Origin of the sequence: Alteromonas sp. 14N.309.X.WAT.G.H12 (assembly GCF_036697315.1) — a bacterium.
In the GTDB taxonomy this organism is placed as follows: domain Bacteria; phylum Pseudomonadota; class Gammaproteobacteria; order Enterobacterales; family Alteromonadaceae; genus Alteromonas.
In genome coordinates this window covers 1-24,880 of the sequence record NZ_JBAHZB010000009.1, presented here as the reverse complement: position 1 = coordinate 24,880, position 24,880 = coordinate 1, and the positions used below count along the sequence as shown (strand labels likewise).

The 24,880-nt window shown below is 44.9% G+C and carries 21 protein-coding genes; 13 read left to right on the top strand and 8 right to left on the bottom strand.

Translation table 11 applies throughout. The features are described from left to right. The first annotated feature begins 1 nt into the window (after position 1). Positions 2–1,012, top strand: coding sequence for a cytochrome d ubiquinol oxidase subunit II (locus V5298_RS05305; protein WP_332930434.1), 1,011 nt, complete (start codon positions 2–4; stop codon positions 1,010–1,012). A gap of 55 nt (positions 1,013–1,067) precedes the next feature. On the opposite strand, the gene V5298_RS05300 is transcribed toward V5298_RS05305, so the two are convergent. Then, positions 1,068–4,883, bottom strand: a complete 3,816-nt coding sequence (locus V5298_RS05300) for a hybrid sensor histidine kinase/response regulator transcription factor (protein WP_332930433.1) — start codon at positions 4,881–4,883, stop codon at positions 1,068–1,070. A gap of 60 nt (positions 4,884–4,943) precedes the next feature. Here V5298_RS05300 and V5298_RS05295 point away from each other — a divergent pair, with 60 nt between their 5' ends. Beyond that, positions 4,944–5,132 carry a hypothetical protein gene (locus V5298_RS05295; protein ID WP_332930432.1) on the top strand — a complete coding sequence of 63 codons (189 nt, stop codon included), beginning with the start codon at positions 4,944–4,946 and terminating at the stop codon, positions 5,130–5,132. On the opposite strand, the gene V5298_RS05290 is transcribed toward V5298_RS05295, so the two are convergent. Further along, positions 5,129–5,647, bottom strand: a complete 519-nt coding sequence (locus tag V5298_RS05290) for an HAD-IA family hydrolase (protein ID WP_332930431.1) — start codon at positions 5,645–5,647, stop codon at positions 5,129–5,131. The two genes, V5298_RS05295 and V5298_RS05290, sit on opposite strands and share 4 nt — an antisense overlap. A gap of 117 nt (positions 5,648–5,764) precedes the next feature. On the opposite strand from V5298_RS05290, the gene V5298_RS05285 reads away from it, so the two are divergent. The 4 genes from V5298_RS05285 to V5298_RS05270 all read left to right on the top strand — a co-directional run bounded on the left by V5298_RS05285 (position 5,765) and on the right by V5298_RS05270 (position 9,461). Further along, a complete protein-coding gene (locus tag V5298_RS05285; protein ID WP_332930430.1) occupies positions 5,765–6,097 on the top strand; it encodes a hypothetical protein in 333 nt (110 codons plus the stop codon). 75 nt (positions 6,098–6,172) lie between these two features. After that, entirely contained in the window at positions 6,173–7,963 is a 1,791-nt protein-coding gene (locus tag V5298_RS05280; protein WP_332930429.1) for a copper resistance system multicopper oxidase, read from the top strand. Beyond that, positions 7,956–8,666 (top strand): copper resistance protein B, encoded by a 711-nt coding sequence (locus tag V5298_RS05275; RefSeq protein WP_332930428.1) that lies wholly within the window; start codon positions 7,956–7,958, stop codon positions 8,664–8,666. Before V5298_RS05280 ends, V5298_RS05275 begins: the two co-directional genes overlap by 8 nt. Before the next feature lie 147 nt (positions 8,667–8,813). Further along, the gene (locus V5298_RS05270; RefSeq protein ID WP_332930427.1) at positions 8,814–9,461 is read left to right on the top strand and encodes a peroxiredoxin-like family protein; all 648 of its coding nucleotides are present in this window, start codon (positions 8,814–8,816) and stop codon (positions 9,459–9,461) included. Positions 9,462–9,525: 64 nt separating this feature from the next. Here V5298_RS05270 and V5298_RS05265 read toward each other — a convergent pair whose 3' ends face one another. After that, positions 9,526–12,378 (bottom strand): pitrilysin family protein, encoded by a 2,853-nt coding sequence (locus V5298_RS05265; protein WP_332930426.1) that lies wholly within the window; start codon positions 12,376–12,378, stop codon positions 9,526–9,528. A 239-nt stretch (positions 12,379–12,617) separates the two neighbouring features. On the opposite strand from V5298_RS05265, the gene V5298_RS05260 reads away from it, so the two are divergent. From V5298_RS05260 to V5298_RS05250, 3 genes are all read left to right on the top strand, one after another. After that, positions 12,618–12,905, top strand: a complete 288-nt coding sequence (locus V5298_RS05260) for a YebG family protein (RefSeq protein ID WP_332930425.1) — start codon at positions 12,618–12,620, stop codon at positions 12,903–12,905. A 127-nt stretch (positions 12,906–13,032) separates the two neighbouring features. Further along, the gene (locus V5298_RS05255) at positions 13,033–13,776 is read left to right on the top strand and encodes an ATP-binding cassette domain-containing protein (protein WP_332930424.1); all 744 of its coding nucleotides are present in this window, start codon (positions 13,033–13,035) and stop codon (positions 13,774–13,776) included. Next, positions 13,773–15,089: an ABC transporter permease gene (locus V5298_RS05250; protein WP_332930423.1), complete on the top strand. Its 1,317-nt coding sequence runs from the start codon at positions 13,773–13,775 to the stop codon at positions 15,087–15,089. Before V5298_RS05255 ends, V5298_RS05250 begins: the two co-directional genes overlap by 4 nt. Before the next feature lie 18 nt (positions 15,090–15,107). Here V5298_RS05250 and V5298_RS05245 read toward each other — a convergent pair whose 3' ends face one another. The 4 genes from V5298_RS05245 to V5298_RS05230 all read right to left on the bottom strand — a co-directional run bounded on the left by V5298_RS05245 (position 15,108) and on the right by V5298_RS05230 (position 20,562). Beyond that, positions 15,108–16,688 (bottom strand): PAS domain-containing methyl-accepting chemotaxis protein, encoded by a 1,581-nt coding sequence (locus V5298_RS05245; protein WP_332930422.1) that lies wholly within the window; start codon positions 16,686–16,688, stop codon positions 15,108–15,110. A gap of 260 nt (positions 16,689–16,948) precedes the next feature. Further along, positions 16,949–18,037 carry a methyl-accepting chemotaxis protein gene (locus V5298_RS05240; RefSeq protein ID WP_332930421.1) on the bottom strand — a complete coding sequence of 363 codons (1,089 nt, stop codon included), beginning with the start codon at positions 18,035–18,037 and terminating at the stop codon, positions 16,949–16,951. Between the two features lie 843 nt (positions 18,038–18,880). After that, positions 18,881–19,414 (bottom strand): inorganic diphosphatase, encoded by a 534-nt coding sequence (ppa, locus tag V5298_RS05235; RefSeq protein WP_332930420.1) that lies wholly within the window; start codon positions 19,412–19,414, stop codon positions 18,881–18,883. A 170-nt stretch (positions 19,415–19,584) separates the two neighbouring features. After that, the gene (locus V5298_RS05230) at positions 19,585–20,562 is read right to left on the bottom strand and encodes a class 1 fructose-bisphosphatase (RefSeq protein WP_332930419.1); all 978 of its coding nucleotides are present in this window, start codon (positions 20,560–20,562) and stop codon (positions 19,585–19,587) included. A 270-nt stretch (positions 20,563–20,832) separates the two neighbouring features. Here V5298_RS05230 and mpl point away from each other — a divergent pair, with 270 nt between their 5' ends. Genes mpl through V5298_RS05215 form a run of 3 tightly spaced genes read left to right on the top strand, consistent with a single transcriptional unit; the run spans position 20,833 to position 23,686 of the window. Further along, positions 20,833–22,176: a UDP-N-acetylmuramate:L-alanyl-gamma-D-glutamyl-meso-diaminopimelate ligase gene (gene mpl / locus V5298_RS05225; protein WP_332930476.1), complete on the top strand. Its 1,344-nt coding sequence runs from the start codon at positions 20,833–20,835 to the stop codon at positions 22,174–22,176. A gap of 53 nt (positions 22,177–22,229) precedes the next feature. Continuing rightward, positions 22,230–22,853: a flavin prenyltransferase UbiX gene (locus tag V5298_RS05220; protein ID WP_332930418.1), complete on the top strand. Its 624-nt coding sequence runs from the start codon at positions 22,230–22,232 to the stop codon at positions 22,851–22,853. Positions 22,854–22,870: 17 nt separating this feature from the next. Continuing rightward, the gene (locus V5298_RS05215) at positions 22,871–23,686 is read left to right on the top strand and encodes a S1/P1 nuclease (RefSeq protein WP_416351149.1); all 816 of its coding nucleotides are present in this window, start codon (positions 22,871–22,873) and stop codon (positions 23,684–23,686) included. Between the two features lie 29 nt (positions 23,687–23,715). On the opposite strand, the gene rraA is transcribed toward V5298_RS05215, so the two are convergent. Next, the gene (rraA, locus tag V5298_RS05210) at positions 23,716–24,201 is read right to left on the bottom strand and encodes a ribonuclease E activity regulator RraA (protein ID WP_332930417.1); all 486 of its coding nucleotides are present in this window, start codon (positions 24,199–24,201) and stop codon (positions 23,716–23,718) included. Positions 24,202–24,479: 278 nt separating this feature from the next. Here rraA and V5298_RS05205 point away from each other — a divergent pair. Continuing rightward, the coding region (locus tag V5298_RS05205; protein ID WP_332930416.1) for a phosphatase PAP2 family protein at positions 24,480–24,880 on the top strand (401 nt) is incomplete at its 3' end.

Below are 24,880 nucleotides of genomic sequence, written 5' to 3'. Positions count from 1 at the left end.
TATGCCATTTGATTCCTTATCCATCGAAACTCTGGCCAATATCTATATTGGTTTATTAGGGCTGGCCGTGCTTCTTTATGCCGTTCTCGACGGTTATGATCTGGGTGTGGGCGTATTGTTTCCCCCCAGAAATGAAGGCTTTAAAGACGATATGATTGCCTCTATTGGGCCCTACTGGGATGCCAATGAAACCTGGTTAGTCTTAGCGGTGGGATTACTACTCATTGCCTTTCCCATGGCACACAGTCAAATATTACAGGCGTTATATTTACCTGCCACCTTTATGCTACTTGGGCTTATTTTACGGGGCGTGTCATTTGATTTTCGCGCCAAAGTGCCTCAGGGCAAAAAGAAAAAATGGGATACCTGTTTTAAATACGGATCGCTACTCACAACCCTTTCTCAAGGCTATATGCTGGGTATTTGGGTGACAGGGTTACGAACCGACTTCCTAGCCCAAGGTTTTGCGCTGCTAGCGGCACTAGGTGTGACAGCGGCCTATGCGTTTATTGGGGCTTGCTGGTTGATTTTGAAAACAGAAGGTGATTTACAGCAAAAAGCATTTTACTGGGCAAAACGCTGCCTGATGATACTGGCCGGCGGCATTATTGCCGTGAGTTTTCTTAACCTTACATTACATGAAAGTGTGCGCACCTTATGGTTGGAAAGTCCCGCTGGATTTCTACTTATGGCCATCCCGGTAGCCTGTTTCGGCCTGTTAGCTTTATGTGGCGTAGTGCTAAACAAATTGCCCGAAGCGCAAGGGAAAGGTGAGTGGTTACCCTTTGCCATTGCTCTTCTGGTATTTGTACTGTGTTTCTTTGCTTTCGGCGTGAGTTACTATCCCTATGTTGTGCCCGGCAAACTCACCATTATGGATGCCGTTAGCGATGCCAACTCCTTACGCTTTTTATTGGTAGGCGCAGTGATTGTTGTGCCCTGCATACTGGCCTACACGGCCATGGTATATCGTATTTTCTCAGGTAAATCAGAAAAGCTGTCTTACTATTAACCATATGGCGTCACCTTGCAGCCAGCGCAAGGTGACCGCCAAACGTTGGCAGGGTTTAACCGTTCGACTGGGATTTTATCTGGGGCTTATAATTATGCTTTTGGTATTCCGATGGCGTCATGTCATAAACATCTTTAAAACTGCGACTAAAATAAGACGGCGACGTAAAGCCCACATCGTAAACAACCTGGGTGATCTGCTTGCCTTGTTCAAGCATATCTTTTGCCTTGCTCATACGAAATTCGCGAAGAAAGTCGGTGAAATTTTTGCCAAACATGGCTTTTACTTTGCGCTGTAAATGGCGATCGCTCATGGCCATTCGCTGCGCCACTTCCATACGAGTGCAGTTCTCCTGACCATACATTTTTTCAATTAAGGCCATCAGCTTAAAGTAAAATTGCTGCTCCCGTTCAGATACAAAATCCGGTAAAGGCCAATCATTTTCCCCTTCCACAAGCTCATTGGTCTTAGATCGCCGTGTTTCTTCCCGGTTTAATAGGTTAGTTACCGTTAGTAATAAGGTTTCTTCATTTATCGGCTTAGTAAGGTAATAGTCTATATTCGCTTGTAAACCTTTAACCATACTGCCTGAATCCCCAAACGCGGATAGCATAATAATGGGAATGTAGGGGTTGTCGCTGTCGCTACGTAATCGATTCGCTAACGTTAATCCATTCATCACCGGCATTTTGTAATCGGTGATTATGAGATCCGGGCGAATTTTTTCAATAATTGTCAGCGCACTTTCCCCGTTATTTGCCAACAAACAGGTGTAATTATTTGCAAACAGACTTTGTAGGTAATTTCTCATTTCCTGATTGTCGTCAACCACCAGAATAACCGCATGTTTATCGCCAACATCTTCGCCCACTTCATAGTCGTTTAGATTGGGTTCTTCGATTGCATCATTTTGAAGCTGATTAAGCATGGGTAACGTCACCGCAAAACAGGTACCGCGACCTTGCTCACTTGTGACATTTATCCAGCCACCGTTGGCCGTAACTAGCTCCTTAACCAGGGCTAACCCAACGCCAGCACCGTTTTCACCGTCATTAAACCGCGTATAGCGTTCAAAAATACGCGCGCGTTCGGCCTCTGTCATACCAATACCGTTATCTTCAACCTGTATAATCAGTTGAAGATTTTCCACTTTAACCTCTACGTTAATTTCTCCCGATTCGTCGGTGTATTTCACCGCATTAGACACTAAATTCATCAGTATTTTTTCCAACGTACCGGCATAGAGGTGTATTTTTTCTCTGGTGGTGCATTGCCAATTTAATGACTGATGTTTTATCTCTGCAAGAGCACTTAAATCATACAAAATACATTGGGTGACAGAAGCAATGTCACATTCAGTAACGGGTAGAGTTTTGACGTGATCCAATCGTTCTACCTCAAGCATTTGATCAAGCAATACTTGAATACGCTCGGCGTTACGCTCGGCCAGTCTCAAATGTTCAAGCGCCTTGCTTGAGGTAACCATTTTCTTAAGCTGGGATAATGGGCCTAAAATGAGAGACAAGGGTGTGCGTAATTCATGAGAAAGGTTGGAAAAGGCGGTTTGCTTACGCTCTAACATACGTTTTATGGAATCGTTCGTTTCTTCAAGAACACGGTTTTTTTCATTTACCAAGGCCGTTAAATAAGCGCCTTGCTCTCGAATCCGCTTTCTGTAATTCCAATACACGGAAAAGATAATGACGGTGAGTAAAACGCCATAACAAACCAATGCTTGCCAGCTTCGCCACCAAGGCGGAAGTACCTTTATATTCAGTAACGTGACAGGCTGTTGTTGGTAGCTTCTAGGATCATGAACTCGCAATCGAAGCGTATGTGTACCGGAGGGGAGTTGGTTGAGACCAATGGCAGCAAAAGATGTATCCGTTTTAATCCATTCAGTGGGTTCATCAGTTAGAGAATATTCTATCCTTAATTCATCCCTGTTGATGAAGTCGTTTACAAATGCCTCGATCTTGTTTGGCCCATGACCGTACTCCCAAGATATATCTTTTAACTCCGGCAATGGAATGTCACCCACGACGTTACGTAACGCTTCTGACTCAACGAGTTGAACATGATTAACCCGCTTTAACCGTCTCTTTATGTTGGCCTTAAAGCTTTGAACATCTATCTTGTAATCAAAATTATCACCGTCGATATAAAGTTTATCACCAACATTCACAAACCCTTGGTACTCAAAATCCAAGTCTTTTATTCCATCGGCTTCGACTACTTTAAAAATGGTTTCGAAATTCACATCAGAAACGAAAAGCCCAGAGTTGGTTGCCACCCAAAGGTCTCCATCATTGTCTACTTGGGCTCCTCGTATATAACGAATATCGGCATTCCCAGGCAATGAAACCTTATTCAAATTTTCATTGGCAGTATTAAATAACCAAAGTCCTGCGCTTTCGGTGCATAGTAGAATTTTTTTATTAGACAGATGTAGAAAACAGGTGACTTCTTCATTTTTAGGGAATTCAACTTTTGGCGTTCTCCATGCGTACCTAGAGAGTTGTGTCAGTATCTTATTATCTTCCGTTATGAGGTAAATCTGACCAAAACCATCAACGGTAAGATCTTTTGCTAATACCGAGTATAAAAATTCATCAACAATGTCAAATTTCTCATCATATACAGTGAATTTCGTCTCATCCGCAGAGGTAGTAAAGCCTAGCCAATGATTATTAGTATAACTTTCTAATAGATGAAAATTTGTATTACATAGTCTATCTATACTTTCATACTTTTCCATTATGGAGCGCAGGCAGGCGCTATATATATATTGGGAATATATTTTTGAATCTGAATGCTCGTAGCTACGAATTAGTCCATTTATGACACTGTTGCTTATAGAATCACCAGGTAAAAGTATCTTGATAGAATCATAAAAATTAGGTTGGAATATAAAGCCCTTTTGAGATGAGCTAAGAAAAAAATTTCCTGTCGAAGAGAATTGCCCTGCAGTTATAGACCCAGAAACAGTCTGATTCCATAGGAGTGATGACCAACTAACTCTATTTAAATAGTTCGAATCTATCTCAAAAATACCATCAGCAATAATACGTAAATTTTTATCTATTTTCTGTACATCAAAAACATTTTTTATAGGTTTAACACTCGGATAAAAAATACCGGGAGAAAACAATTCATCACTCTTATATACCCCCTTATCGCCGAAAACATAGTATTTACCATCAACCTTAGATATATATTTTATTGTTCTAACTTTAGGCCAGAATTCACTAACATTTCCTTCATTTAAATTTATTTCATCTGCACCTAAGATTAAAAACTTATCACCTTCTGATATAAAAACCTTATCATCAATTATATTAATTACGGGAAATGAAGAAAAGCGACGATCTGAAAAACCATCAATTTCTTTTATGATAGTTCCACTCTTTTTATCAACAACAAGTATTTTCCCTATAGTTAAAATATATAACTTGCCTTTAAAATCTGTAGTTTGCCACGACTTTGAAAAATCATTTCCAGTATAAATGGGCTCTAGTCTTAAACTATTATCAACCAGATAGATTCCTTCACCATAAATCGTCACCCAAACTTTTCCGTCAGTGGATGTTTCTAAATCTGAAATATAGCCATCATAATGGCTGGGCATCGTTAAGCGTTTTTCATTATCGCCTTGAATAAGAAAAACACCATTTTCAGCCCCGAGCCATACCCCGTCATCCCTCAATAAAATATCTCGGATAATGCCTGTGCTCGTATCAGAAAAGACATTATTCGCGCGATCCCAATACACGCTGGCATGCGAACAGGCACTAAAATTCCAAATCACTATAAATTTTAGGACAAAGAGAAAATAACCTGATTTATTAACACTGAATATCCGTTTACTCACAGCAAGATCCATGAACATAAAATACGATATCTAACTCATCACAACACAATGAGTATTAATATGAATACATTACAATTTTGCAATATTCAAGAAGTAAACACGATTGATTTAGAAAAAATTACTGGAGGAAACTCAAATATTGATATGGAATTATTAATTACAAATGAATATACGGGACTAGGGAAACCGGATAACTTGCCTATAGTGCCAAAACTTCCCGACTGGCCTATAAGCTCAGATGATATCTAAACCAACAACCACTGCATGCCGGCATTTTCTGCGGCTTGTTGGTCATAAATAAAATCCCCCACGTACAGTAAATCTGCTGGGGGTAACTTCCATTTTTCAGCAATAATAAGTAATGCGGTCGGATCCGGTTTTGGCGGTGCACATTCTCGGGTCAGCACGAGGGAAATAGGGATTTTATTGTTTTGTATTTTTATTGCGGTGGCCTGTTTGCAGTTACGGGTAACAATGGCCATGGGCAAGCCTGCCTGTTGCACGCAATCAACCATGCGTTTGCCGTTTTCCAGCCACTTTGCCGTTCGGGCATCGGTGAGTTCCTGTTCAAGGAGCACTTGATGGGCCGCTTGTCTTTGTGCGGTATCCGTTAACCCATTAACAAAAGTCAGTATATCCTTTTGCTGCGGGCACCCTACTGCAGCGCGCATCTTCGCAAAATCCAATGTGGATTCCACCAAGGTGCCATCTAAATCAAAAATAACGCCTTTTATACCGCTAAGGTTCATACTACTGCCTACCATGCTTTTACTGCTACTCTCAAGCCTACCCGTTTTAACTTAAGCTGGATACCTTGTTTCTGATAGGGGGATCCTCTAGTATTTCTACGTCAATCAAATGCAAGGTAATAAAAACTGCCAATGAATAGGTTTGCGGCATGGTGGCTAGTTATAGCAATGGCGATATTCTCAACGAATTCGTTCGCCTCAGTGCTGTCTTCAGCCCACCTGCATAGTCACATGTCCCATCATGTTATGGCTGATATGCCCGCCGATGACGGCGCTCAGCCACAAAAAGACTGCTGCCAACAAACCCAATGTGATTGTGACGCGACCCTATGCCATTACAGTCTATTTATTCTGCCGGCTTTAGCCTCCTCCTTCGCGGTACCTAGTTTTAATGCTGTATTCCTTACCTCTGTTTCTCCCTTACCTGCATATAGCACCCTGCTATTTAAACCCCCTAAACAATAACACCACTTTTCATCTTTAAGGTTCGCCAGAGGATTAATCGGGCGAATAAGTCGTTATTTTTATAGGGCGGATTTTATGTCATCCACTTTACCTGCGCGCCGACAATTTTTATGCGGCGCAGTTACTTCATTGTCTGCCTTGGTGCTAAACCAAGCAGCGCCTCGTTGGGCTTATAGTCAGGGCTTAACAGCTAACACGCCCGTGCATACGGGCCCTTTTACCTTACGCGTCGCCAAACACAATTTTCAGTTTGGTAGCAAACAACAAAGTTCCATCACCTTAAATGGCCAGATGCCAGGCCCCTTACTACGCTTCACCGAAGGGCAAACCGCTATCATCGACGTGGTCAATCAGTTAAAAGAAGATACCTCGGTGCATTGGCACGGTATTATTCTGCCCTCTGATATGGACGGCGTACCTGGCCTCTCATTCTCTGGAATAAAACCGAACTCGACCTTCCGCTATACCTTCGACCTTAATCAAAACGGTACCTATTGGTATCACAGTCATTCAGGGTTACAGGAACAGTCTGGCCATATTGGTCCGCTGGTGATCATGCCTAAAAATGGTGATATGGGGGCGGATAGAGAGCATACCATTTTATTGTCTGATTGGACCTTTGCGGATCCCCATGACATTTACCGGCATCTTAAAGTCTCTGAGGGGTATTACAATTATCAAAAACGGACGATTTTTGACACCCTACAGGATATACACACAAATGGATTAGCCGCCACGTGGCAAGATCGTAGCATGTGGAATAGCATGCGCATGGATCCAAGAGATATCGCTGATGTTACCGGCAGCGTATATACCTATCTGATGAACGGTAAAGATTCACTGATGAACTACGAGGCGCTGTTTAAACCCGGTGAAAAAGTCCGTTTACGACTAATCAATGGTTCAGCCATGACTTACTTCGATTTTCGTATACCGGGGTTATCATTAACGGTGGTGGCCGCAGACGGGCAGCCTGTAAAACCTGTCACCGTGGATGAAATACGCATTGCCATCGCCGAAACCTACGATATTGTGGTCCAACCGAAAAGCCACAAAGCCTACACCCTATTTGCCGAGAGCTATGATCGCAGCGGTTTTGTCCGTGGCACACTCACCCCGCAACCTGGTTTGACCGCAGCCGTTCCCGCCCGCCGAAAGATGGTGGAACGGGGTATGAACGCCATGTCTATGGATCATGAAATGACAGGTCACCATACAATGAATATGGCAGGTTCATCGTCTTCCGAACCTATGTCGGCCACTGCGGGCCACCAGCACATGGCACATAGATCACCACAACCGGCTGAGATCCCAGTGAATACAATCCCAATCCATCACAGCCCTAAGGAGCATGGTGCGGGCGCTGCCATGATTGCCCATGATCCTAAACCGCGAATGGATGAACCTGGCTTAGGTTTAGAAAATAACGGGCGCCGGGTACTGGTCTATCAAGATTTAATTGGCGCCACGCCCTGGCCGGATAACCGACCTCCCCATAGGCATATCGAGCTTCACCTCACCGGCAATATGCAGCGATATATGTGGTCCTTTGATGGCATAAAATTCAGTGAAGTAACTGGCCCCATTCATTTTGAATACGGTGAGCGGCTCAGACTGATTCTGGTAAACGACACCATGATGGATCATCCCATTCATTTGCATGGTATGTGGATGGAGCTTGAAAATGGCCAGTCCCCCCGCCCTCGGAAACATACTGTTAGTTTAAAACCAGCAGAAAAGCTGTCCCTTTTAGTTACCGCGGATGCCAAAGGAAAATGGGCCTTTCATTGCCACCTGCTTTATCACATGAAAGCCGGGATGTTTCGGGTAGTCAATGTTCAGGATGGAGGAAACAGCCATGATTAAAGTCTGGCTCATTTGTGCGTGTGGTTTTTTCTGTACTCCAGCTATTGCCGATCCCTCACAGTGGCCCGCGCCCATGGAAGAAACCTATTTAGGCCAATTGATGGTAGATCAGTTAGAAGTGAACCGATACAACGGCCAATCCAGTATTAACTGGGACCTTACAGGCTGGTACGGGGGCGATTACCATCGCGTGGTGTTGCGCTCGGAAGGCGAAAATGTACTTAACGACGCTCAAGGGTCAGACCTTGAACGAAATGACCTCAGTTATAGCTATTTATTTGCACCGTTTTGGTCATTGCAGGCAGGACTAGGCATTCGACAATCAATGTCCACAAATCAACGAGAGCACTATGGGGTATTGGGTATAACGGGCTTAGCCCCCTATTGGTTTGAGGTGGACAGCAATGTCATTGTCAATGAAACTGGGCAATTGCAGTGGTTAAACGAAGTAGAATACGAGTTACTTCTCACCCAAACAAGCTATCTTCAACCCCGTATTACAGCCAATGTAAACCTGTCGGATTCTCACCGCTTCAATCGGCAACGCGGCCTCGAAAAACTACGTATCGGCCTAAGATACCGAGTTGAAATCACTCGGGAATTCGCGCCTTACATTGGCATGTATTGGCAAAAAGAAAGGGAAACCGATACAAGTTACACCACAGAGTCAGGCGTGATTGCCGGCGTAAGAATGTGGTTTTAAGGGGTTATCGCCTAAATAGCGTTCTTATGAGTGATTCATCGGTTAATATCATAGGTACACCATGGTTAACATTCTTTGCCGTAGCACGTTTGTTAGCATCAACTCACTTAGTATCAATGTTGAAATACTTACATCAGGAGTTTTGTCATGTCCGATTTACGCAGTCAAACCGATGCACAAATTGAAAAAACACGAAGTGCAAACCCCACCTTTATGGCGGCGGTAGATGCACTTATTGAAGAAGCAAGAGCGTTTGAAACCGGAGGCAATGCCCTTACCCTTGGTCAGGTCGCCCCAGACTTTGCGTTACCTAATGCCAATAACACGTCTGTTTCCCTTGACGCATTGCTGGAAAAAGGCCCAGTTGTCGTTACATTTTATCGTGGCGGTTGGTGTCCTTACTGCAATTTAGAGCTGCGGGCACTACAAAGTAAACTTGACGAGATCCGTCAATTAGGTGCCGAATTGGTGGCAATAAGCCCGCAAAAACCTGATGAATCCCTCTCCCAACTTGAAAAACAAAATCTGGCCTATCCGGTGCTGTCAGATCAAGACGCCAAAGTGGCACAGTCATTTGGTGTTGCCTGGACCGTCCCCGATGTACTTACCGAGCACATGCGCAAAGACCGACAACTGGATTTAACAGAAATCAATAATGGCAACGGTAACGTACTGCCCATCCCCGCTACCTTTGTGCTGAATCAAAAAGGGGAAGTGGTATGGCGATTTGTGGATGTGGACTACCGCAAGCGCGCAGAACCTGACGACATCATAAGCGCCCTTAGTGCGTTGTAAGGCATAAAACGCAATATGTAATGAATGAGGACCCAAGCAGATTGTTTGTGCCCTCATTTATCAATCAATTAAGGGGTATTACCTCGCCTAGTCCCAGCGCCTTTAAGGGTTCACGTTGTGTTTTTGCATCACCCACTACCACATAAATCAGGTTTTGCGGTTTAATGTATTGGTGTGCCAACCGTTGAATTTCCTCTATGGTCATACCTTCAACCTGTTTCGCCCGTTGCTGCACATAATCATTAGGCAACCCAAGTACGGCAATATTTTCCAGAATGGACAATTTCGCGCCCAGGGTTTCAAATCGACGGGCATTACTTTTCAATAAGTAGCTTTTCGTGGTGGCAAGATCATTTTGGCTAAAGGTATCGCCATAATCGGTCACAATCTCTTTAATCAGGGCCAGAGATTCATAGGTCACATTCGTACGTACACTGGTATTTATCATAAACTCAGAGGAATACTGTGACGCATTAAACGTCGAATAGGCTCCGTAGGTATAGCCTTTATCTTCCCGCAACGTTTGGGTTAAACGGGAAGCGAAGCCGCCTCCACCTAAGATATAATTCATCACCGTGGCCGAATAATAATCTGGGTTATCCGCTAACAACGACGGCTGTGCCACGGTTATCGTGGATTGCTTTGCACCTGGCATATCATAAAAATAGATCGTAGATTGTTGTGGTATTTTCACCTCGGGCAATATGGGCAAGGCCACTGATGTCTGCGGCCAATTTTCACTGAGCACCGACAAGGCCTTAATGGCATTTTCATGTTGTACATCCCCTGCAATCAGCACACTGGCAAATTGCGGTGCAACATAGCTTTCGTAATACTGTTTTAAATCTTCCAAAGTGATGCGATTAACCGTTGCTGCATCGCCTAATAAGGGGTTTGCTAAAGGGTGCCCTTTTGGATAAAGCAGCTTGTTCATTTCCATTTTTGCAATGGCGTCAGGGTTGCTTTCCCGGCGCTTTATTTGACTAAGCACCTCATTTTTAGCTAATTCAAATTCCGTTGCATCCCAGCGCGGCGACAACAGCATTTCCCCCACCAATGCCACCGTGGCATCGAAATTTCGGGACAACGTACTGACCCGTACGGAAAGAGCCTCTTTACTGGCAAAAATGTCTATTTCGGCGCCCAATTGTTTAATTGCCTGTTCCAGTTCGGTGGGCGTTTTATCTTTCGTTCCCCGATTCAGTAACTCCGCCATCAAATTCGCTGTTCCGGCTTTTTCCTTACCATCGAAAAGTGCGCCGCCATCTAAGGAAAGTTGCAGTTCAACCAATGGCACTTCGTCGGTGAAAAAAGTGGCCACTTTTATGCCATTAGGTAACGCGGATTGCATCACATTGGGCACTGGGATCTTCGGCGTATCGCCATAAGGTGGCTCCACAGTACGATCAAAGCTAGATGGTGTCTTTTGGTAACTTAGCTCATCGTCAGAGGTAAAATCCTGCTCTTTGGCCGGCGTTATATGTTCTTCTTTCACTAAAGCTGGCTTTGCCCCTTCTAATGCCAGCGCTAACTGACCTTTAGGCACAAAACTGGTGGAAACATAGGGTTTATTCTTAATATAACGCTCATAAACCCGCCATACATCTTCGGTGGTCACATTGCGATAAAAGTTGATTTCTTTATTGATAAGATCAGGATCGCCAGCGATCAAATTATCATCCGCCAATCTGGCGCTTTTTCCCAAGACGCTGGCTAAGCGACGATAATATTCCGTTTCCAGCCCGGCTTTTATACGCTGTAAATCGGCATCAGTGAATTTCTCAGTTTCAAACCGTAAAAAGGCCGCATCCAACCCACCTTTTACCGCATCTAAATCCACGCCATCAAAAGCATTCACAGTAAGAATAAATTCGCCCGCCAATTCAGTACGATAATCAAACACAGACACATCTGCCGTCAGCTTTTGTTTATCGACTAATTCATTATAGAGTGGCGCTTGTTTACCCTCGGCCAAAAGTCTGGACAATATTTCTATGGCATAACTGTCTGGATGAAATTTTTCCGCCGTGGGCCATACCAGTGTCAGTTGCGGCAAGGTCGCAAAGTTATCTTCGTAGTAAAGATCCTTGGTTTGGGAAAGATTAGCAGGCTGCGTCGCCAGCGGTGCAATATCCTCGCCCCGTGGAATTTCGTCAAAGTACTTTTTAACCCACAACTTTGCCTGTTGTGTATCAAAATCACCCGCCACGACCAGTGTAACATTGTTCGGCACATACCATTTCTTGTAGAAGGCTTTTACATCGGCAAGGGATGCAGCTTGAATATCTTCAAGAGAACCTATGGTTTGCCAGCTGTAAGGGTGAGCCTCGGGATAAAGATTTTCAGTGATCACGCCGAATTTATGGCCATAAGGACGATTATCTACCCGTTGGCGTTTTTCATTTTTAACCACTTCCTTTTCTTTGGCTAACACAGGATCTGTTACCGTATTGATAAAGTAACCCAGCTTATCTGCTTCGGCCCACAGCATTTTTTCTAACCCGTCATTCGGTACAGTTTGCAGGTAATTCGTGACATCTCGACTGGTAGAACCGTTGGCTCCTGACCCCCCTATGCGAGCGCTCATTTCATCCAGGCCGCCTTTACCTAAGTTTTCCGACTCTAAAAACAACAAGTGTTCGAACAAATGGGCAAATCCTGTACGTCCAGGTTTTTCTCTGGCAGAGCCCACATGCGCGGCTAATGTAACGCCCACAACGGGATCAGAACGGTCCACATGGAAAATCACATTCAATCCGTTATCCAGCTGAAATTTTTCATACTGTATTTTGGTGGTTTGGGTAGCCGGCGCTTCACTCTTGCTTTTCGTTTTCGGTTGCGTTTTTATGTCATTGCACCCGGCAACGAGTACAAGGGTACAAGCCAACAAGCGTAAAGGAAGGGTTTTTACTTGCATGATCTGCCTTACAATTATGGTGTGGTTAAGGGATGCAGATTTCACTTTATCGGACAAACTAAGAATAAGCCAGAAAGAAACCCAGGATTGTGCTTCAATAGAAATAGGACATAAAACAAACACCTTAGGGCAACCGTAAAAAGGGTAAAAACAGTTGCAATAAATACTGTTTATTTATACAGTTGCCGCTGTGGCGCATTTATTATCATTTTTCTGCAAATACAGACCGGAGGCACAATATGGCGATTACCGTGCAATACGTTGTTACACATAAAGGGGTTGAAAAATTGGTTACTACCGATAAAAAGGAAGCCGATCAGTACGATAAAATGCTGGACGCAGCAGACAACTTAGCCACTTACATCGACGCCAAAGGCATAAAACTTGATGAGGCTATCATTGAAGAACTCTCGGTTATGCTGGCAAAAAATAAAGATGCCGTAACTAAACTCTTAAAAGGCACTTCGGCAACGGATGTACTAGAGGCAGAATCAGCGGACGTGGTGAAACTCAAAGCCAATAAATAAAGATAACTTGCAGCCCCGCACGTTACATAACGTTGAGAGAGATCAAATAATTAGGATATGCTAGGTCAATCGCCTGTCTAGGTAGTGCATATTCACCTGACGCTTTCCTATGTGAGATTATCTTGTTATGCCTGATTCACCTAATTTGCCAACCGACCACACGTCGTTTAAGGCCAACGAAGATGCGACGGGTGAGGCCGTGGGTCTTTCTCATCTTAAGTTTGCCTATAGCGAACAAGATAACCCTGTTATCGATATTCCCTCTTGGCATCTGGCAAAAAGTGAAAAATGTTTTATTGCCGGGCCTTCCGGCGCAGGTAAAAGTACGTTACTGAATTTACTAACCGGCACGCTGGCACCCACTGAAGGTGAGATTACGCTTCTTGGCCAGCCCTTTTCCTCGTTATCCTCACGAAAGCGGGATGCTTTTCGGGCTCGCCATATTGGCGTGGTCTTTCAGCAATTTAATTTAATTGAATACCTAACCGTTCAGCAAAATATTGAGGCAGCGGCCTATTTTTATAAAGGCAAGGCGGGCATGACTGAAGCACGCCAACGTATTCCTAGCATGCTGGAGCATCTACAACTCTCTCCGACCATTGGTCGCAAAAAAGCGGCAACATTAAGCGTAGGACAACGTCAACGAGTAGCTATTGCCAGAGCCCTTATCAATCGCCCTCAGTTACTTATTGCCGATGAGCCCACTTCGTCACTCGATGCTCAAACCCGCGATCAATTTATGCAACTTTTACTGGATATTGCCCAAGACACCGCCGTTATATTTGTTAGTCACGATGTCAGTCTGGCGCGTTATTTTTCCCGTCATGAAGATATCCGTGAGATCAACGCGATACAAGGAAACGTCCAATGAGACTAACCCTTGCAATAGAAAGTTTAAAGCATCGACGGGGCGCGGTATTGCTAACATTGATGTCCATTGTCATTAGTGTCAGCCTTTTATTGAGCGTTGAACATATTAGGGGGCAAGTAAAAGAAAGCTTCACCCGCACCGTATCGGGTACGGATCTCATTGTAGGCGGGAGAACCGGACAGCTAAATTTACTCCTGTACTCAGTTTTTCATATTGGTGAGTCAACCTCCCCCATAGATTGGAAAGACGTACAAACCATTACCAGCCATCCTCAAGTTGCTTGGTCGATTCCCTTGGTACTTGGAGATTCACACAAAGGCTATCGTGTAGTAGGAACCTCGAACGCCTACTTTGAGCATTTCCAATATGGTAATAAACAACATCTGAAGCTTGCCCATGGGCATACCTTTCAAAGCGATGACGATGCCGTACTGGGGTTCGATGTGGCCGAAGCATTGGGCTACCATGTCGGCGATGAAATTATCATTTCTCATGGGCTTGGTGCAGTTAGTTTTCAGCATCACAGCAACCATCCATTTATCGTTAGCGGCATTCTCGCCCCCACTGGAACACCGGTAGATCGCGCGATTCAAGTCACCATGCATGGCCTTGATGCCGCCCATGATCACAGCCATGGCAAGCATGAGCATGAAGGTAGCGAACATCCGCATCATGACAATGACGTTCATGAAGAAGATGGAGAGCATCACATTGCAATGGAACATGACCATGATGACGAACACCACCGCTTATCCACAGAACCCCCATCCCAAGTTTCCGCGGTGTTACTGGGGCTAAAAAATCGCGTTGCCGTACTACAAATTCAGCATCAGGTTAATCAATTTAAAGAAGCGCCGTTAATGGCAATTTTACCTGGCGTAGCATTAACCCAATTGTGGCAGTTGATGGGTAATGTTGAGAAGTTATTACTGGCGATCTCGGTACTTATCTTAGTCTCATCATTAGTTGGGTTAATTACGCTACTCCTTGTCACCTTAAGAGAAAGACAAAAAGAAATGGCGGTATTGCGGGCAATTGGTGCAGGTCCCTTCACGGTGTTGTTACTTATTCAAACCGAAGCCTTATTAATCAGCCTATTGGCCTGCTTAATCTCCATAGGCTTGGTTTCGGCAATCATTGCAATGACAGCCGATTGGATGAGTAGTGAATACGGACTATTTCTTAGTGCGGATATCTTTACCGGTAGCACAGCCATCGTGATAATGCTTGTATTGGCGGCCACCTGGTTAGCCAGTTTGGTACCCGCCATAAAAGCTTACCGTCAAGCACTGCATAGTGGCCTGTCGGGTTAACCGCCAGGCCTATTCTTACTAGCTTGGATTGCCGTCGGTAGAAAACCGGGTGATCACGGAATGTACTTCGCTAACGGTATTACGTAAGCGCTCACTCGCCATTAACGATGCTTCTGAGGCTTGGTGGGTACTTTTCGCGCCATCTGCGATTTCCACGATTTGCTGGTTAATGTGTTCGGCCACCGAACTTTGTTGTTCCACTGCCGTTGCCATTTCCAGCGTTTGCTCGGCGATAACGCTAACGGCAGCATTGATATCGGCCAGTGTAGTGCGGGTATCTTCCACCACTTTAGCCCCTTTCTCTGCTGACGCCATGCCGTCACCCGACACACGCACCGCGCGCTCGGTACGCTCAGCAAGCACTTGAATAATATGATGAATTCGGTCGGTGGAATCCCGGGTTTTAGAGGCAAGTGATCGTACCTCGTCGGCTACAACGGCAAACCCCCGTCCCTGCTCGCCGGCTCTGGCAGCTTCAATAGCGGCATTAAGGGCAAGCAAGTTAGTTTGATCGGCAATGGTAGAGATAATACTGGCGGCTTCGCCGATATCATTTGTCGATTGCGCCAGTTCTTGCACCGTCTGAGAAATTGAAGTCACCGCATCTTTAAGTTCATTGATGGCAGTTAATGCTTCATCGGCTTTGGCATTGCCGGCTTCAACATCCGAAGACGCGCTTCGGGCACTGTCAGCATTACTTTCAACCCGCTCGGCAACCCCCTGAATCGTCTGGGACATCTGATTTACCGCCGAGGCAATGGATTGTGTTGCTTCATTTTGCTGCATCACTGAACGGCTGGTAATTTCGGATTGTTCATGGGTTGAATCAGCAATACTATTTAAATCTTTTGCTCCTTCCCGAATGCGCTCCAAGGCTGTTCGATTACGCGCCAGTTCACCGGCGAGTACTAGCTTAGCCCGAGCCCGATGGGCTATATGATTAAAATAGGTCTGCGCCACCAATAAGTTAGAATAGCTCCCCGGCGACAAGGCAATAAGATCTAACCATTCTGCCTTTGACACTTGCTTCATCCACAATGCACACACAATAAGGCCAAGAGCCGCCAGCCCACCTGAGATCCCTCCGCCAAGCAAGGTAATAGCGACAACTAAAGGAATACCAACCACGATAAAGGGTAAGTAATGAGAAAGGTAATTTGCTACAAGGCTACTTTTGGGAATAGCCGCTGCGCCATTGCGCAAGCGTTTATAACATTGTTCTGCGCGGGTAATTTCCTGTGATGTCGCGGGAATACGCACTGACTCATAACCCACTATTTGTCCCTTTTCAAATACCGGTGTGACAAATGCGGAAACCCAATAGTGATCACCGTTTTTACGACGATTTTTCACCAAGCCCATCCAAATTCTCCCGGCTCTCAATGTTTTCCACATTTCTTTAAAGACCATAGAAGGCATATCCGGATGGCGGATAACATTATGATTTTTACCGATTAACTCATCTTTGGAATACCCACTAGCTTCAGTGAATGCATCATTACAATGAAGGATAACCCCCCTTGTATCAGTGGATGAGATCAATCTTGATTCGGGCGAAAGAGGGTATAACACCTGAGTTACAGGTTGATTGTTACGCATTCTATTTCTCACTATAGCGATGGTCAAACAACGTAGGATCCAATGGCTTTCAATGGCTACCTGTCCTCTATGGAAATTTTATACTTATAGGTAATAGAAAGCCGGTATGCGGTTCAATTATAATACAATTTCATTTTTTTGTATGAGTTTATGCAAAGTAAATGTCAACAATAACCGGTCGTTATTGTTGAGCATACAAAGAGAAATTAGGTAAGAGAAATTCCCTTCCTCTTACGGGCAAATCCACAGCCTAAATTAAATCAGATAGTCTGCTCTGAAATCTTATCAAGAATTAACACAACTTCAGCACTGGCACTTTCCATGCGTTGCAGCAAAGACTCCGCCTCACCATCATTACCATCCAGTGCGGCCTGTATGGCCTGAACACCGAGACGATGGACTTCAGCATGAGGCTTATCTAACTGACCAAATGCCATGCTTTTACCCACTGCGGTGTGGGTCTGTTCTTTGTACCACTGCCCCAGACGACAAGCGTGATGGTCTGCGAATTCTTCTGGCTTCTTATGACTTTGCCCGCAAATAACCCCATAGACTTCACTTTTCCAAACCACATGATCCAACTTCACGGTTTGTACAAAAGTCTGTAACGAGGCCTCGGTTATCGTATCTTTCATACTGGTGCTAAATTCCACCATTTTTTCGTAATTTCCGTGCAACCCGCTAACGCCCTCTGAAAGGTGCTCGTTATTTTCCTGCAGCTCACCCACCACACCCACGGCAGCTCGGGTGGACTGAATAATGCCCTGCACCAGTTCAGCCACCTCATTTGCCGATTTATTGGTTTCGTTTGCCAGCGCTCTGACTTCGTCGGCTACCACACTAAAACCACGGCCGGCATCCCCTGCTCGCGCCGCTTCAATGGCCGCGTTAAGTGCAAGTAAGTTAGTTTGATCAGAAATACTGGTAATAGTAGAAACAAATTTATTAATGTTATCTGCGGTATCGGAAAGACCAGAAATACGCTCGCTCATCTGCGTCATTTTACTATTGAGCATTTCCATTTCAGTAAGAATAGTTTGGAGCGATTGTGAGCTTTCGTTAAACACATCACTAATGTTGAGAATATATTCCTTTTCTTCATTTATTTTTAAAAACGAACTTAAAACCGTTTCCCGAATACCGCCAATTTGCTGCAACGATTCGAGCATGGCTTTTTTTAATCCGCCATACTGATCTTTAGAAGACGCCGCCAATTTATCAGCATCAGACTGCGCGTCGGCCAATTGCGCTTCTAACTCAGCGATCTTATCCCTTAACGATACATTTTCTGAAACTAATGCCTTATTCTCGTTTACTTTCGCATCCAAGGTTGATCTTAGTACCAGCATGCTATCTCCTATAAACTAGCGCTAATTGCAGTCTTTACCTGTAAAAACCATAATACCATTCAATACATTTAAACTTAGCAGGAATCACTTATAATTGCATAACCGCTAGTTTCTTCTTCTATCGGCACAAACCGCAGATCTCTTTACTCTTTTCTCTATGTTAAACAGCAGGTTTCATTCCATATCAAGCCAATTTCATCAACCATTGATGTAATCTCCCCTCTGCACTTCCTGTGGATAAGTCTGTGAACGAAACCCCAGTAATACTGTGGAAAAGTCCGCTTTTCTGGCTCAATTTAGGGTTTCCCCATTCCCTTTATTTCCACGTTCTTGTGACTGCTATTTCAGCCACCTAAATCAGGTTATTAAACAAAAGCCAAACAACAACTGAAAAAACGAAGATGCGTTTTGTTCGTCATCACATTTTTCATTTGCAAAATCGATGAGTAGGTGTTGACGATGGGATAATTGTATGGATCGGATCAAATCTAGTAAAAATGGGGGGTGTAGCGCAATTTAAAACATTTGTATAAAAAGAAAACGCCCCTGCCTGTTGCTCAAGCACCTGTGTGACGGCTTAAGGATATCAAGGTTATTAACGCACACATTCCCCCCTAGTCGTGCCTAAACAGGTCTGCTTGGAAAAAGGACTTTGCCGCTATCATCCATAAGCACTTCCTGAAAAAACAGTCGTTTTTTACGGTTGTTCACAAGAGGGGATATGTGCTTATACAACGAAAGTATAACCTGTGGAAATCTTTATCCGAAGCCATTGTATAAATAGCGCCGCACCGCAGACACAAAAAAAGGCCCCATGGGCCTTTTTTATTAACGAAGGAATTATTATTCCGCCGTTTCGTAACGTTTGGCGCTAGCGATAATTTCTTCTTTTGCTGCTGCAGCATCTGCCCAACCATCGATTTCAACCCATTTTCCAGGCTCAAGATCTTTGTAGTGAGAGAAGAAATGCTCAATTTGTTGCTTCAGTAACTCAGGCACATCGTTGATATCTTTTACATCACGATAAATCGTAGACAACTTATCAACGGGAACCGCCAACACTTTAGCATCAGTACCCGATTCGTCAGTCATATTAAGTACGCCAACAGGACGACACTTAATTACGGAACCACTTATAATCGGAAACGGTGTCATCACTAATACATCAACAGGATCGCCGTCTTCAGACAGAGTATTGTTAACATAACCATAGTTTACAGGGTAATGCATGCAGGTGGCCATAAAACGGTCCACAAACATAGCGCCGGTTTCTTTATCAACTTCGTATTTCACCGGATTAGCCTGGGCTGGAATTTCGATGATTACATTCACAACTTCTGGCATATCTTTACCAGCAGGAACGGAGTTAAGGCTCATGAAATAGTCCTTTGTTTACTTAATTAAAATGGAATTTAGCCGGGAAAAAAAACGTATCGCATTTTCTTTCCCGGGTAAATCGCGCATAAGTATACGGTGAGTACGGCAAAATAAAAACTGCTTAAGACACATGTCTTAGGTGCTGTTCATTATTTTGCCGGTGAATAGGCTTATTTTGCGTTGTCAAAATAGGACAAGCAGGTTTCCACTTCTTCTTTTGAACCTAACAGTACAGGCACCCGTTGGTGAATTTCTGTGGGCATAACTTCCATAATACGTCCCTCGCCCGTTTCACCTAGACCACCCGCCTGTTCCATCAAAAAGGCCATGGGGTTGGCTTCGTATAACAAACGAAGTTTACCGGGTTTCGATGGGTTACGATTATCATAAGGGTACATAAAAATACCGCCACGACAAAGTACACGGTGGATATCCCCCACCATGGCCGCCACCCAGCGCATATTGAAGTTCTTTCCTCGCGGACCATCACTTCCAGCCAGCAAATCATCCACATAGGCTTTCATGGGCCCTTCCCAATGACGCTGGTTCGACGCGTTGATTGCAAATTCCGTTGTTTGCTCCGGCACTTGAATATTCGGATGGGTAAGCAAAAAGCCGCCATGGGTTTTATCCAGTGTGTAGATATGTGTTCCCCGTCCTGTGGTCATGGCCAGCATGGTTGAGGGCCCGTATAACACATAACCTGCCGCGACCATTTGAGTGCCAGGCTGTAAAAAGGCAGAGGGATCATCCGGCTCCATCCACTGAGGCGCATGGGCAATAGAAAAAATGGTACCGATCAGGCTGTTTATTTCCGTGTTTGATGAACCATCGAGGGGATCAAAACTCACCAAATAATTCCCTTCAGGATTACAAGGAACCACCGTATCTTCTTCTTCAGAGGAAATGGCTTTCACATAGCCGGATTCGGCCAAGGTATCCTTTAAAATTTGATTGGAAATCACATCCAGTTTTTTTTGTGTTTCCCCTTGAACATTCTCACTCAGCGTAGACCCTAACACACCAGCTAGCGCCCCTTGACTTACGCGGAAAGAGATTTCCTTACATCCTGCCAGCAAAGTACGTATTAGAAGTATCAGTTCGAGGGGAGCCCCGTCTTTTTGAAGTTGAGAATTTAATCGTTTCATTGTAAGCAATAGCCTTGTTTTATTTGCATGTAGGGTGACAATTTGGGTAATGGTCGGCGATCCTGCCAACATAACCCTAAATAAACACTGCTTCTTCGATGTTATACAACCATTGCGCGCACAACACGCCGTAAGCTTTTTTAATTTAATGGAAACAGTTAAAAATGATTGTAACCGCGAATGGGCCGAAGGGAAACGGCTTATTCTGATATTGGCATGCACACGGGTAGTTCTGCTAAAGTAGCCGCCTTAATTAAACACGGGAATCTTATGCACGTTCATATTCTTGGGATTTGTGGCAGCTTTATGGGTGGCATTGCCGCAATCGCTAAATCTTTGGGCCACACGGTGACAGGCTCTGACCGCAATGTTTATCCACCAATGAGTACCCAATTGGAAGCCTTGGGCATTACGCTGACTGAAGGATACGATCCTAGCCAATTCGAACCGGCGCCGGATATGGTAATCATTGGCAATGCCATGTCCCGTGGCAATCCTGCGGTAGAATATGTACTAGACAGAAATTTACCTTATACCAGTGGTCCCCAGTGGTTATTGGATAATTTACTCACCTCTCGCTGGGTTATTGGAATTGCCGGTACCCACGGAAAAACCACCACCTCCAGTATGGTGGCTTGGATCCTTGAACACGCGGGTTTAAACCCCGGTTTTCTCATTGGCGGCATTCCGCAAAATTTTGGTATTTCCGCCCGGGTGGGAGACAGCCCATTTTTCGTAATTGAAGCGGATGAATACGATAGCGCGTTTTTTGATAAACGCTCCAAGTTTGTTCACTATCGCCCCCGCACACTGATTTTGAATAATTTGGAATTTGATCACGCGGATATTTTTGCCGATCTCGGCGCCATTCAAACCCAATTCCACCACCTAATTCGCACTGTGCCTCAAAACGGACTCATCGTTTCCCCTAAGGATGATAAAGCCCTACATGAAACCTTAACCAGAGGCTGCTGGTCGGAGCAACAGTTCTTAGGTACTGACTGGCAGGCCCAACTAAACCAAGCCGACGGCAGCGATTTCAACGTGTTGTTTAAAGGCGAAACCATTGGCACCGTTAGATGGGAGTTAGTGGGTCAGCACAATGTGGATAACGCCTTAATGGCTATTGCCGCTGCCCATCATGCGGGGGTTACCACCCTTGATGCCATAAATGCATTAACACAGTTTAAAAATGTGAAGCGGCGTATGGAATGCAAAGGCCAAATTAACGGCGTCACCTTGTACGATGATTTTGCCCATCATCCCACCGCCATTGCCACCACCCTTAAAGGGTTACGTGACAAAGTGGGTAATAGCCGCATTATTGCCATTCTTGAACCACGTTCCAATACCATGAAAATGGGGGTGCATCAGCATACCCTGGCAAATAGCTGGCAACAGGCTGATGAAGTCTTATTGTTTGAGCCTCCGGGTATGGACTGGTCTCTCGCCGATGCAGCCAAAACCAGCGCCACACCGGCACTCTGTTATCATGACGTTGAGCACATTGTGCAACGGGTAAAAGACGAACACCAACCCGGTGATCATATACTGGTCATGAGTAATGGTGGATTTGAAGGCATTCATCAACGATTGCTTGATATACTGCAATAAGTTCACTTTGACTTTATCATCGGCACAAGAGTGTCTAATTGGCGGAATACACTATGGCAACAAAACAAGTCACGCTAGCGATAACAGGCGCATCTGGGGCACCTTACGCGCTGCGGTTATTAGAGGTGTTGGTGAAGGCCGACATCGACGTATTTGTGCTGATGTCATCAGCCGCCAAAGTGGTTTTTGCCACGGAAGAGAACATGAAGTTCCCCGGCAACCCCGAAGCCGCCAGTGCCTTTTTAGGTCAGCACTTTAATGCTCGCGAGGGCCAGATAACGGTCTTTGGTAGAGATGACTGGTTTTCACCGGTGGCATCAGGCTCTGCGGCACCTAAGCAGATGGTCATATGTCCCTGTTCAACGGGAACCTTATCCTCCGTCGCGGTAGGGGCCAGCGACAACCTGATAGAACGGGCGGCGGATGTTATATTAAAAGAACGAGGTCAACTCCTTCTTGTCACCCGAGAAATGCCGTTATCATCCCTCCATCTGGAGAATATGCTTAAACTGTCACAAATGGGGGCCATCATTATGCCAGCGTCACCGGGCTTTTATCATAACCCCCAAAACATCGGCGATCTGGTAGATTTCGTCGTCGCCCGTATTCTTGACCATTTGGGCGTCGATCACACGTTGATGATGCGTTGGGGTTATCAACCAAGTAACAAAAATTAAAATAAAGAGGAAAATTCATGCAAGTGTTTGCTAAACGCACGATTGCGCTGGCGCTGTGTTTCGCGTCAGGATTAATGACAAGCTTACCGGCCTTAGGCTGGGGGCAAACAGGGCACCGCATAACCGGAGCCATTGCCGAGAAACATCTCACACCGGCGGCAAAAGCTGCCATCGTGAAATTGCTACCGAACGAATCACTGGCAGAAGCGTCAACTTACGCCGACGAAATGCGTTCTGACCCCGATGTATTTTGGCGCAAAACCTCACCGCCATGGCATTATGTAACCGTCCCCGAAGGCAAAACTTATACCCAGGTAGGCGCGCCGGAGCAAGGCGATGCCTACACAGCATTAATGCATTTTACCAAGATATTGAAAGATAAATCAGCGAGTCGTCAAGACAAACAGCTGGCCTTGCGCTTCGTGGTTCATATTATCGGCGATCTACACCAACCCCTTCATGCGGGCAATGGCACCGACCGTGGCGGTAACGATGTAAAAGTGCGCTTTTTCTGGGAAGACACCAATCTTCATACGGTTTGGGATTCAAAAATGCTCGATAGCAAGAAATTGTCTTATACCGAGTGGACAAACTGGCTCGATAAGAAGATTAGCGCGAAGGATATTCAGCAATGGCATACTCTGGATCCCAATGTATGGATTGCTGAAAGTATCGCAATTCGCGATACCTTGTATCCAGAAGATGCCAATAATCTCAGTTATGATTATGTGTACGAATTTTTACCCATCGAAAAACAACGCCTACAGAAAGCGGGGATTCGTATTGCCGATTATTTAAATAACATTTTTGCGGTAACGGACAAAACCCAGTAATGCATTTGGCTTGGGCCGCTGGATACCGGTTAATCGAGATCCAGCGGTTCAGGTGATAAGATAACCCCAGTGCTGTCGGCGTAAATATGGTCTTCAGGCAAAAATGTCACGCCACCAAAATTTACCGGAATATCAACATCACCAATACTTTCTACATCTGCATTTACAGGAATAGAGGCCACGGCCATAATACCGATATCCAAATCAGACAAGGCATCCACTTCCCTAACACTGCCGTAACAGATAATTCCTTCCCAATCGTTATCGATAGCTAATTGGGCTGACGACGCATCTAACAGCGCACGTCGGGATGAACCCCCGCCGTCGATGAGTAACACCTTCCCGGCCCCCGGTTGAGCCAGTACGCGATCGATTAACCCCCGGTCTTCAAAACACTTAATGGTAGTTATTTCGCCACCAAAAGAATAACGCCCACCGTAACTAACAAATATTGGGTCTACCACATCGACGCTGTCTGCAAATAAATCGCATAATTCAGAAGTGTTATAGTCCATCGTTGTGCCTTTTCGCTGAAGATAAACGCCGCATAGCAACGGTCTCATTGACAGTTGCTATCCATCTGATTTTACAGGCCGGCAAATGCCTCACATATCCGGTATTCACAGCCTGGCTCTAGCATAGCATTATTTATTGTTATATAAATACAAAATCCCTCAAATACAACGATGCACATACGTTGTCGTGCTGTCACAAAGAGTTCTTTTTTTTGTCACGGTGTGGTCACAGACCCTGTTTAAATTCTATTCTATTCCGGCATGAGAGTACCCAGGCGATGTTTAGACTAAAAACCTTGTCGAAAGCCGATACCCATTTATTCTTCCGGCTTTATCGACTGACACAAAAACGAAATTGCACTAGCATCATCTGGCTTTCAAAAACCGGTGACGGCTACCTGTATTTCTGCATTGGGTTGTTGTTATGGGTATTTGAACCTCAATACGGTGAATTATTTTTATATACCGCGTTGATGGCATACGCGCTGGAACTCCCCCTTTATGTGGTTTTAAAGAAAATGTTTAAACGGCCCCGTCCTTGCGATTTGCTGGCGGGTTTTACCGCACACGTGACACCCTCAGACAAGTTTAGCTTACCCTCTGGTCATACTGCCGCGGCTTTTCTTATGGCCAGCATTGTGAGCCACTTTTATCCCCCTTTCGCAATACTGGCATATGG

Bases quoted from the DNA above. Each gene is read 5' to 3' on its own strand.
- V5298_RS05305 (WP_332930434.1), top strand. From the start codon at position 2: ATGCCATTTGATTCCTTATCCATCGAAACTCTGGCCAATATCTATATT.
- V5298_RS05295 (WP_332930432.1), top strand. From the start codon at position 4,944: ATGAATACATTACAATTTTGCAATATTCAAGAAGTAAACACGATTGAT.
- V5298_RS05290 (WP_332930431.1), bottom strand. From the start codon at position 5,647: ATGGTAGGCAGTAGTATGAACCTTAGCGGTATAAAAGGCGTTATTTTT.
- V5298_RS05285 (WP_332930430.1), top strand. From the start codon at position 5,765: ATGAATAGGTTTGCGGCATGGTGGCTAGTTATAGCAATGGCGATATTC.
- V5298_RS05280 (WP_332930429.1), top strand. From the start codon at position 6,173: ATGTCATCCACTTTACCTGCGCGCCGACAATTTTTATGCGGCGCAGTT.
- V5298_RS05275 (WP_332930428.1), top strand. From the start codon at position 7,956: ATGATTAAAGTCTGGCTCATTTGTGCGTGTGGTTTTTTCTGTACTCCA.
- V5298_RS05270 (WP_332930427.1), top strand. From the start codon at position 8,814: ATGTCCGATTTACGCAGTCAAACCGATGCACAAATTGAAAAAACACGA.
- V5298_RS05265 (WP_332930426.1), bottom strand. From the start codon at position 12,378: ATGCAAGTAAAAACCCTTCCTTTACGCTTGTTGGCTTGTACCCTTGTA.
- V5298_RS05260 (WP_332930425.1), top strand. From the start codon at position 12,618: ATGGCGATTACCGTGCAATACGTTGTTACACATAAAGGGGTTGAAAAA.
- V5298_RS05255 (WP_332930424.1), top strand. From the start codon at position 13,033: ATGCCTGATTCACCTAATTTGCCAACCGACCACACGTCGTTTAAGGCC.
- V5298_RS05250 (WP_332930423.1), top strand. From the start codon at position 13,773: ATGAGACTAACCCTTGCAATAGAAAGTTTAAAGCATCGACGGGGCGCG.
- V5298_RS05245 (WP_332930422.1), bottom strand. From the start codon at position 16,688: ATGCGTAACAATCAACCTGTAACTCAGGTGTTATACCCTCTTTCGCCC.
- V5298_RS05240 (WP_332930421.1), bottom strand. From the start codon at position 18,037: ATGCTGGTACTAAGATCAACCTTGGATGCGAAAGTAAACGAGAATAAG.
- ppa (WP_332930420.1), bottom strand. From the start codon at position 19,414: ATGAGCCTTAACTCCGTTCCTGCTGGTAAAGATATGCCAGAAGTTGTG.
- V5298_RS05230 (WP_332930419.1), bottom strand. From the start codon at position 20,562: ATGAAACGATTAAATTCTCAACTTCAAAAAGACGGGGCTCCCCTCGAA.
- mpl (WP_332930476.1), top strand. From the start codon at position 20,833: ATGCACGTTCATATTCTTGGGATTTGTGGCAGCTTTATGGGTGGCATT.
- V5298_RS05220 (WP_332930418.1), top strand. From the start codon at position 22,230: ATGGCAACAAAACAAGTCACGCTAGCGATAACAGGCGCATCTGGGGCA.
- V5298_RS05215 (WP_416351149.1), top strand. From the start codon at position 22,871: ATGCAAGTGTTTGCTAAACGCACGATTGCGCTGGCGCTGTGTTTCGCG.
- rraA (WP_332930417.1), bottom strand. From the start codon at position 24,201: ATGGACTATAACACTTCTGAATTATGCGATTTATTTGCAGACAGCGTC.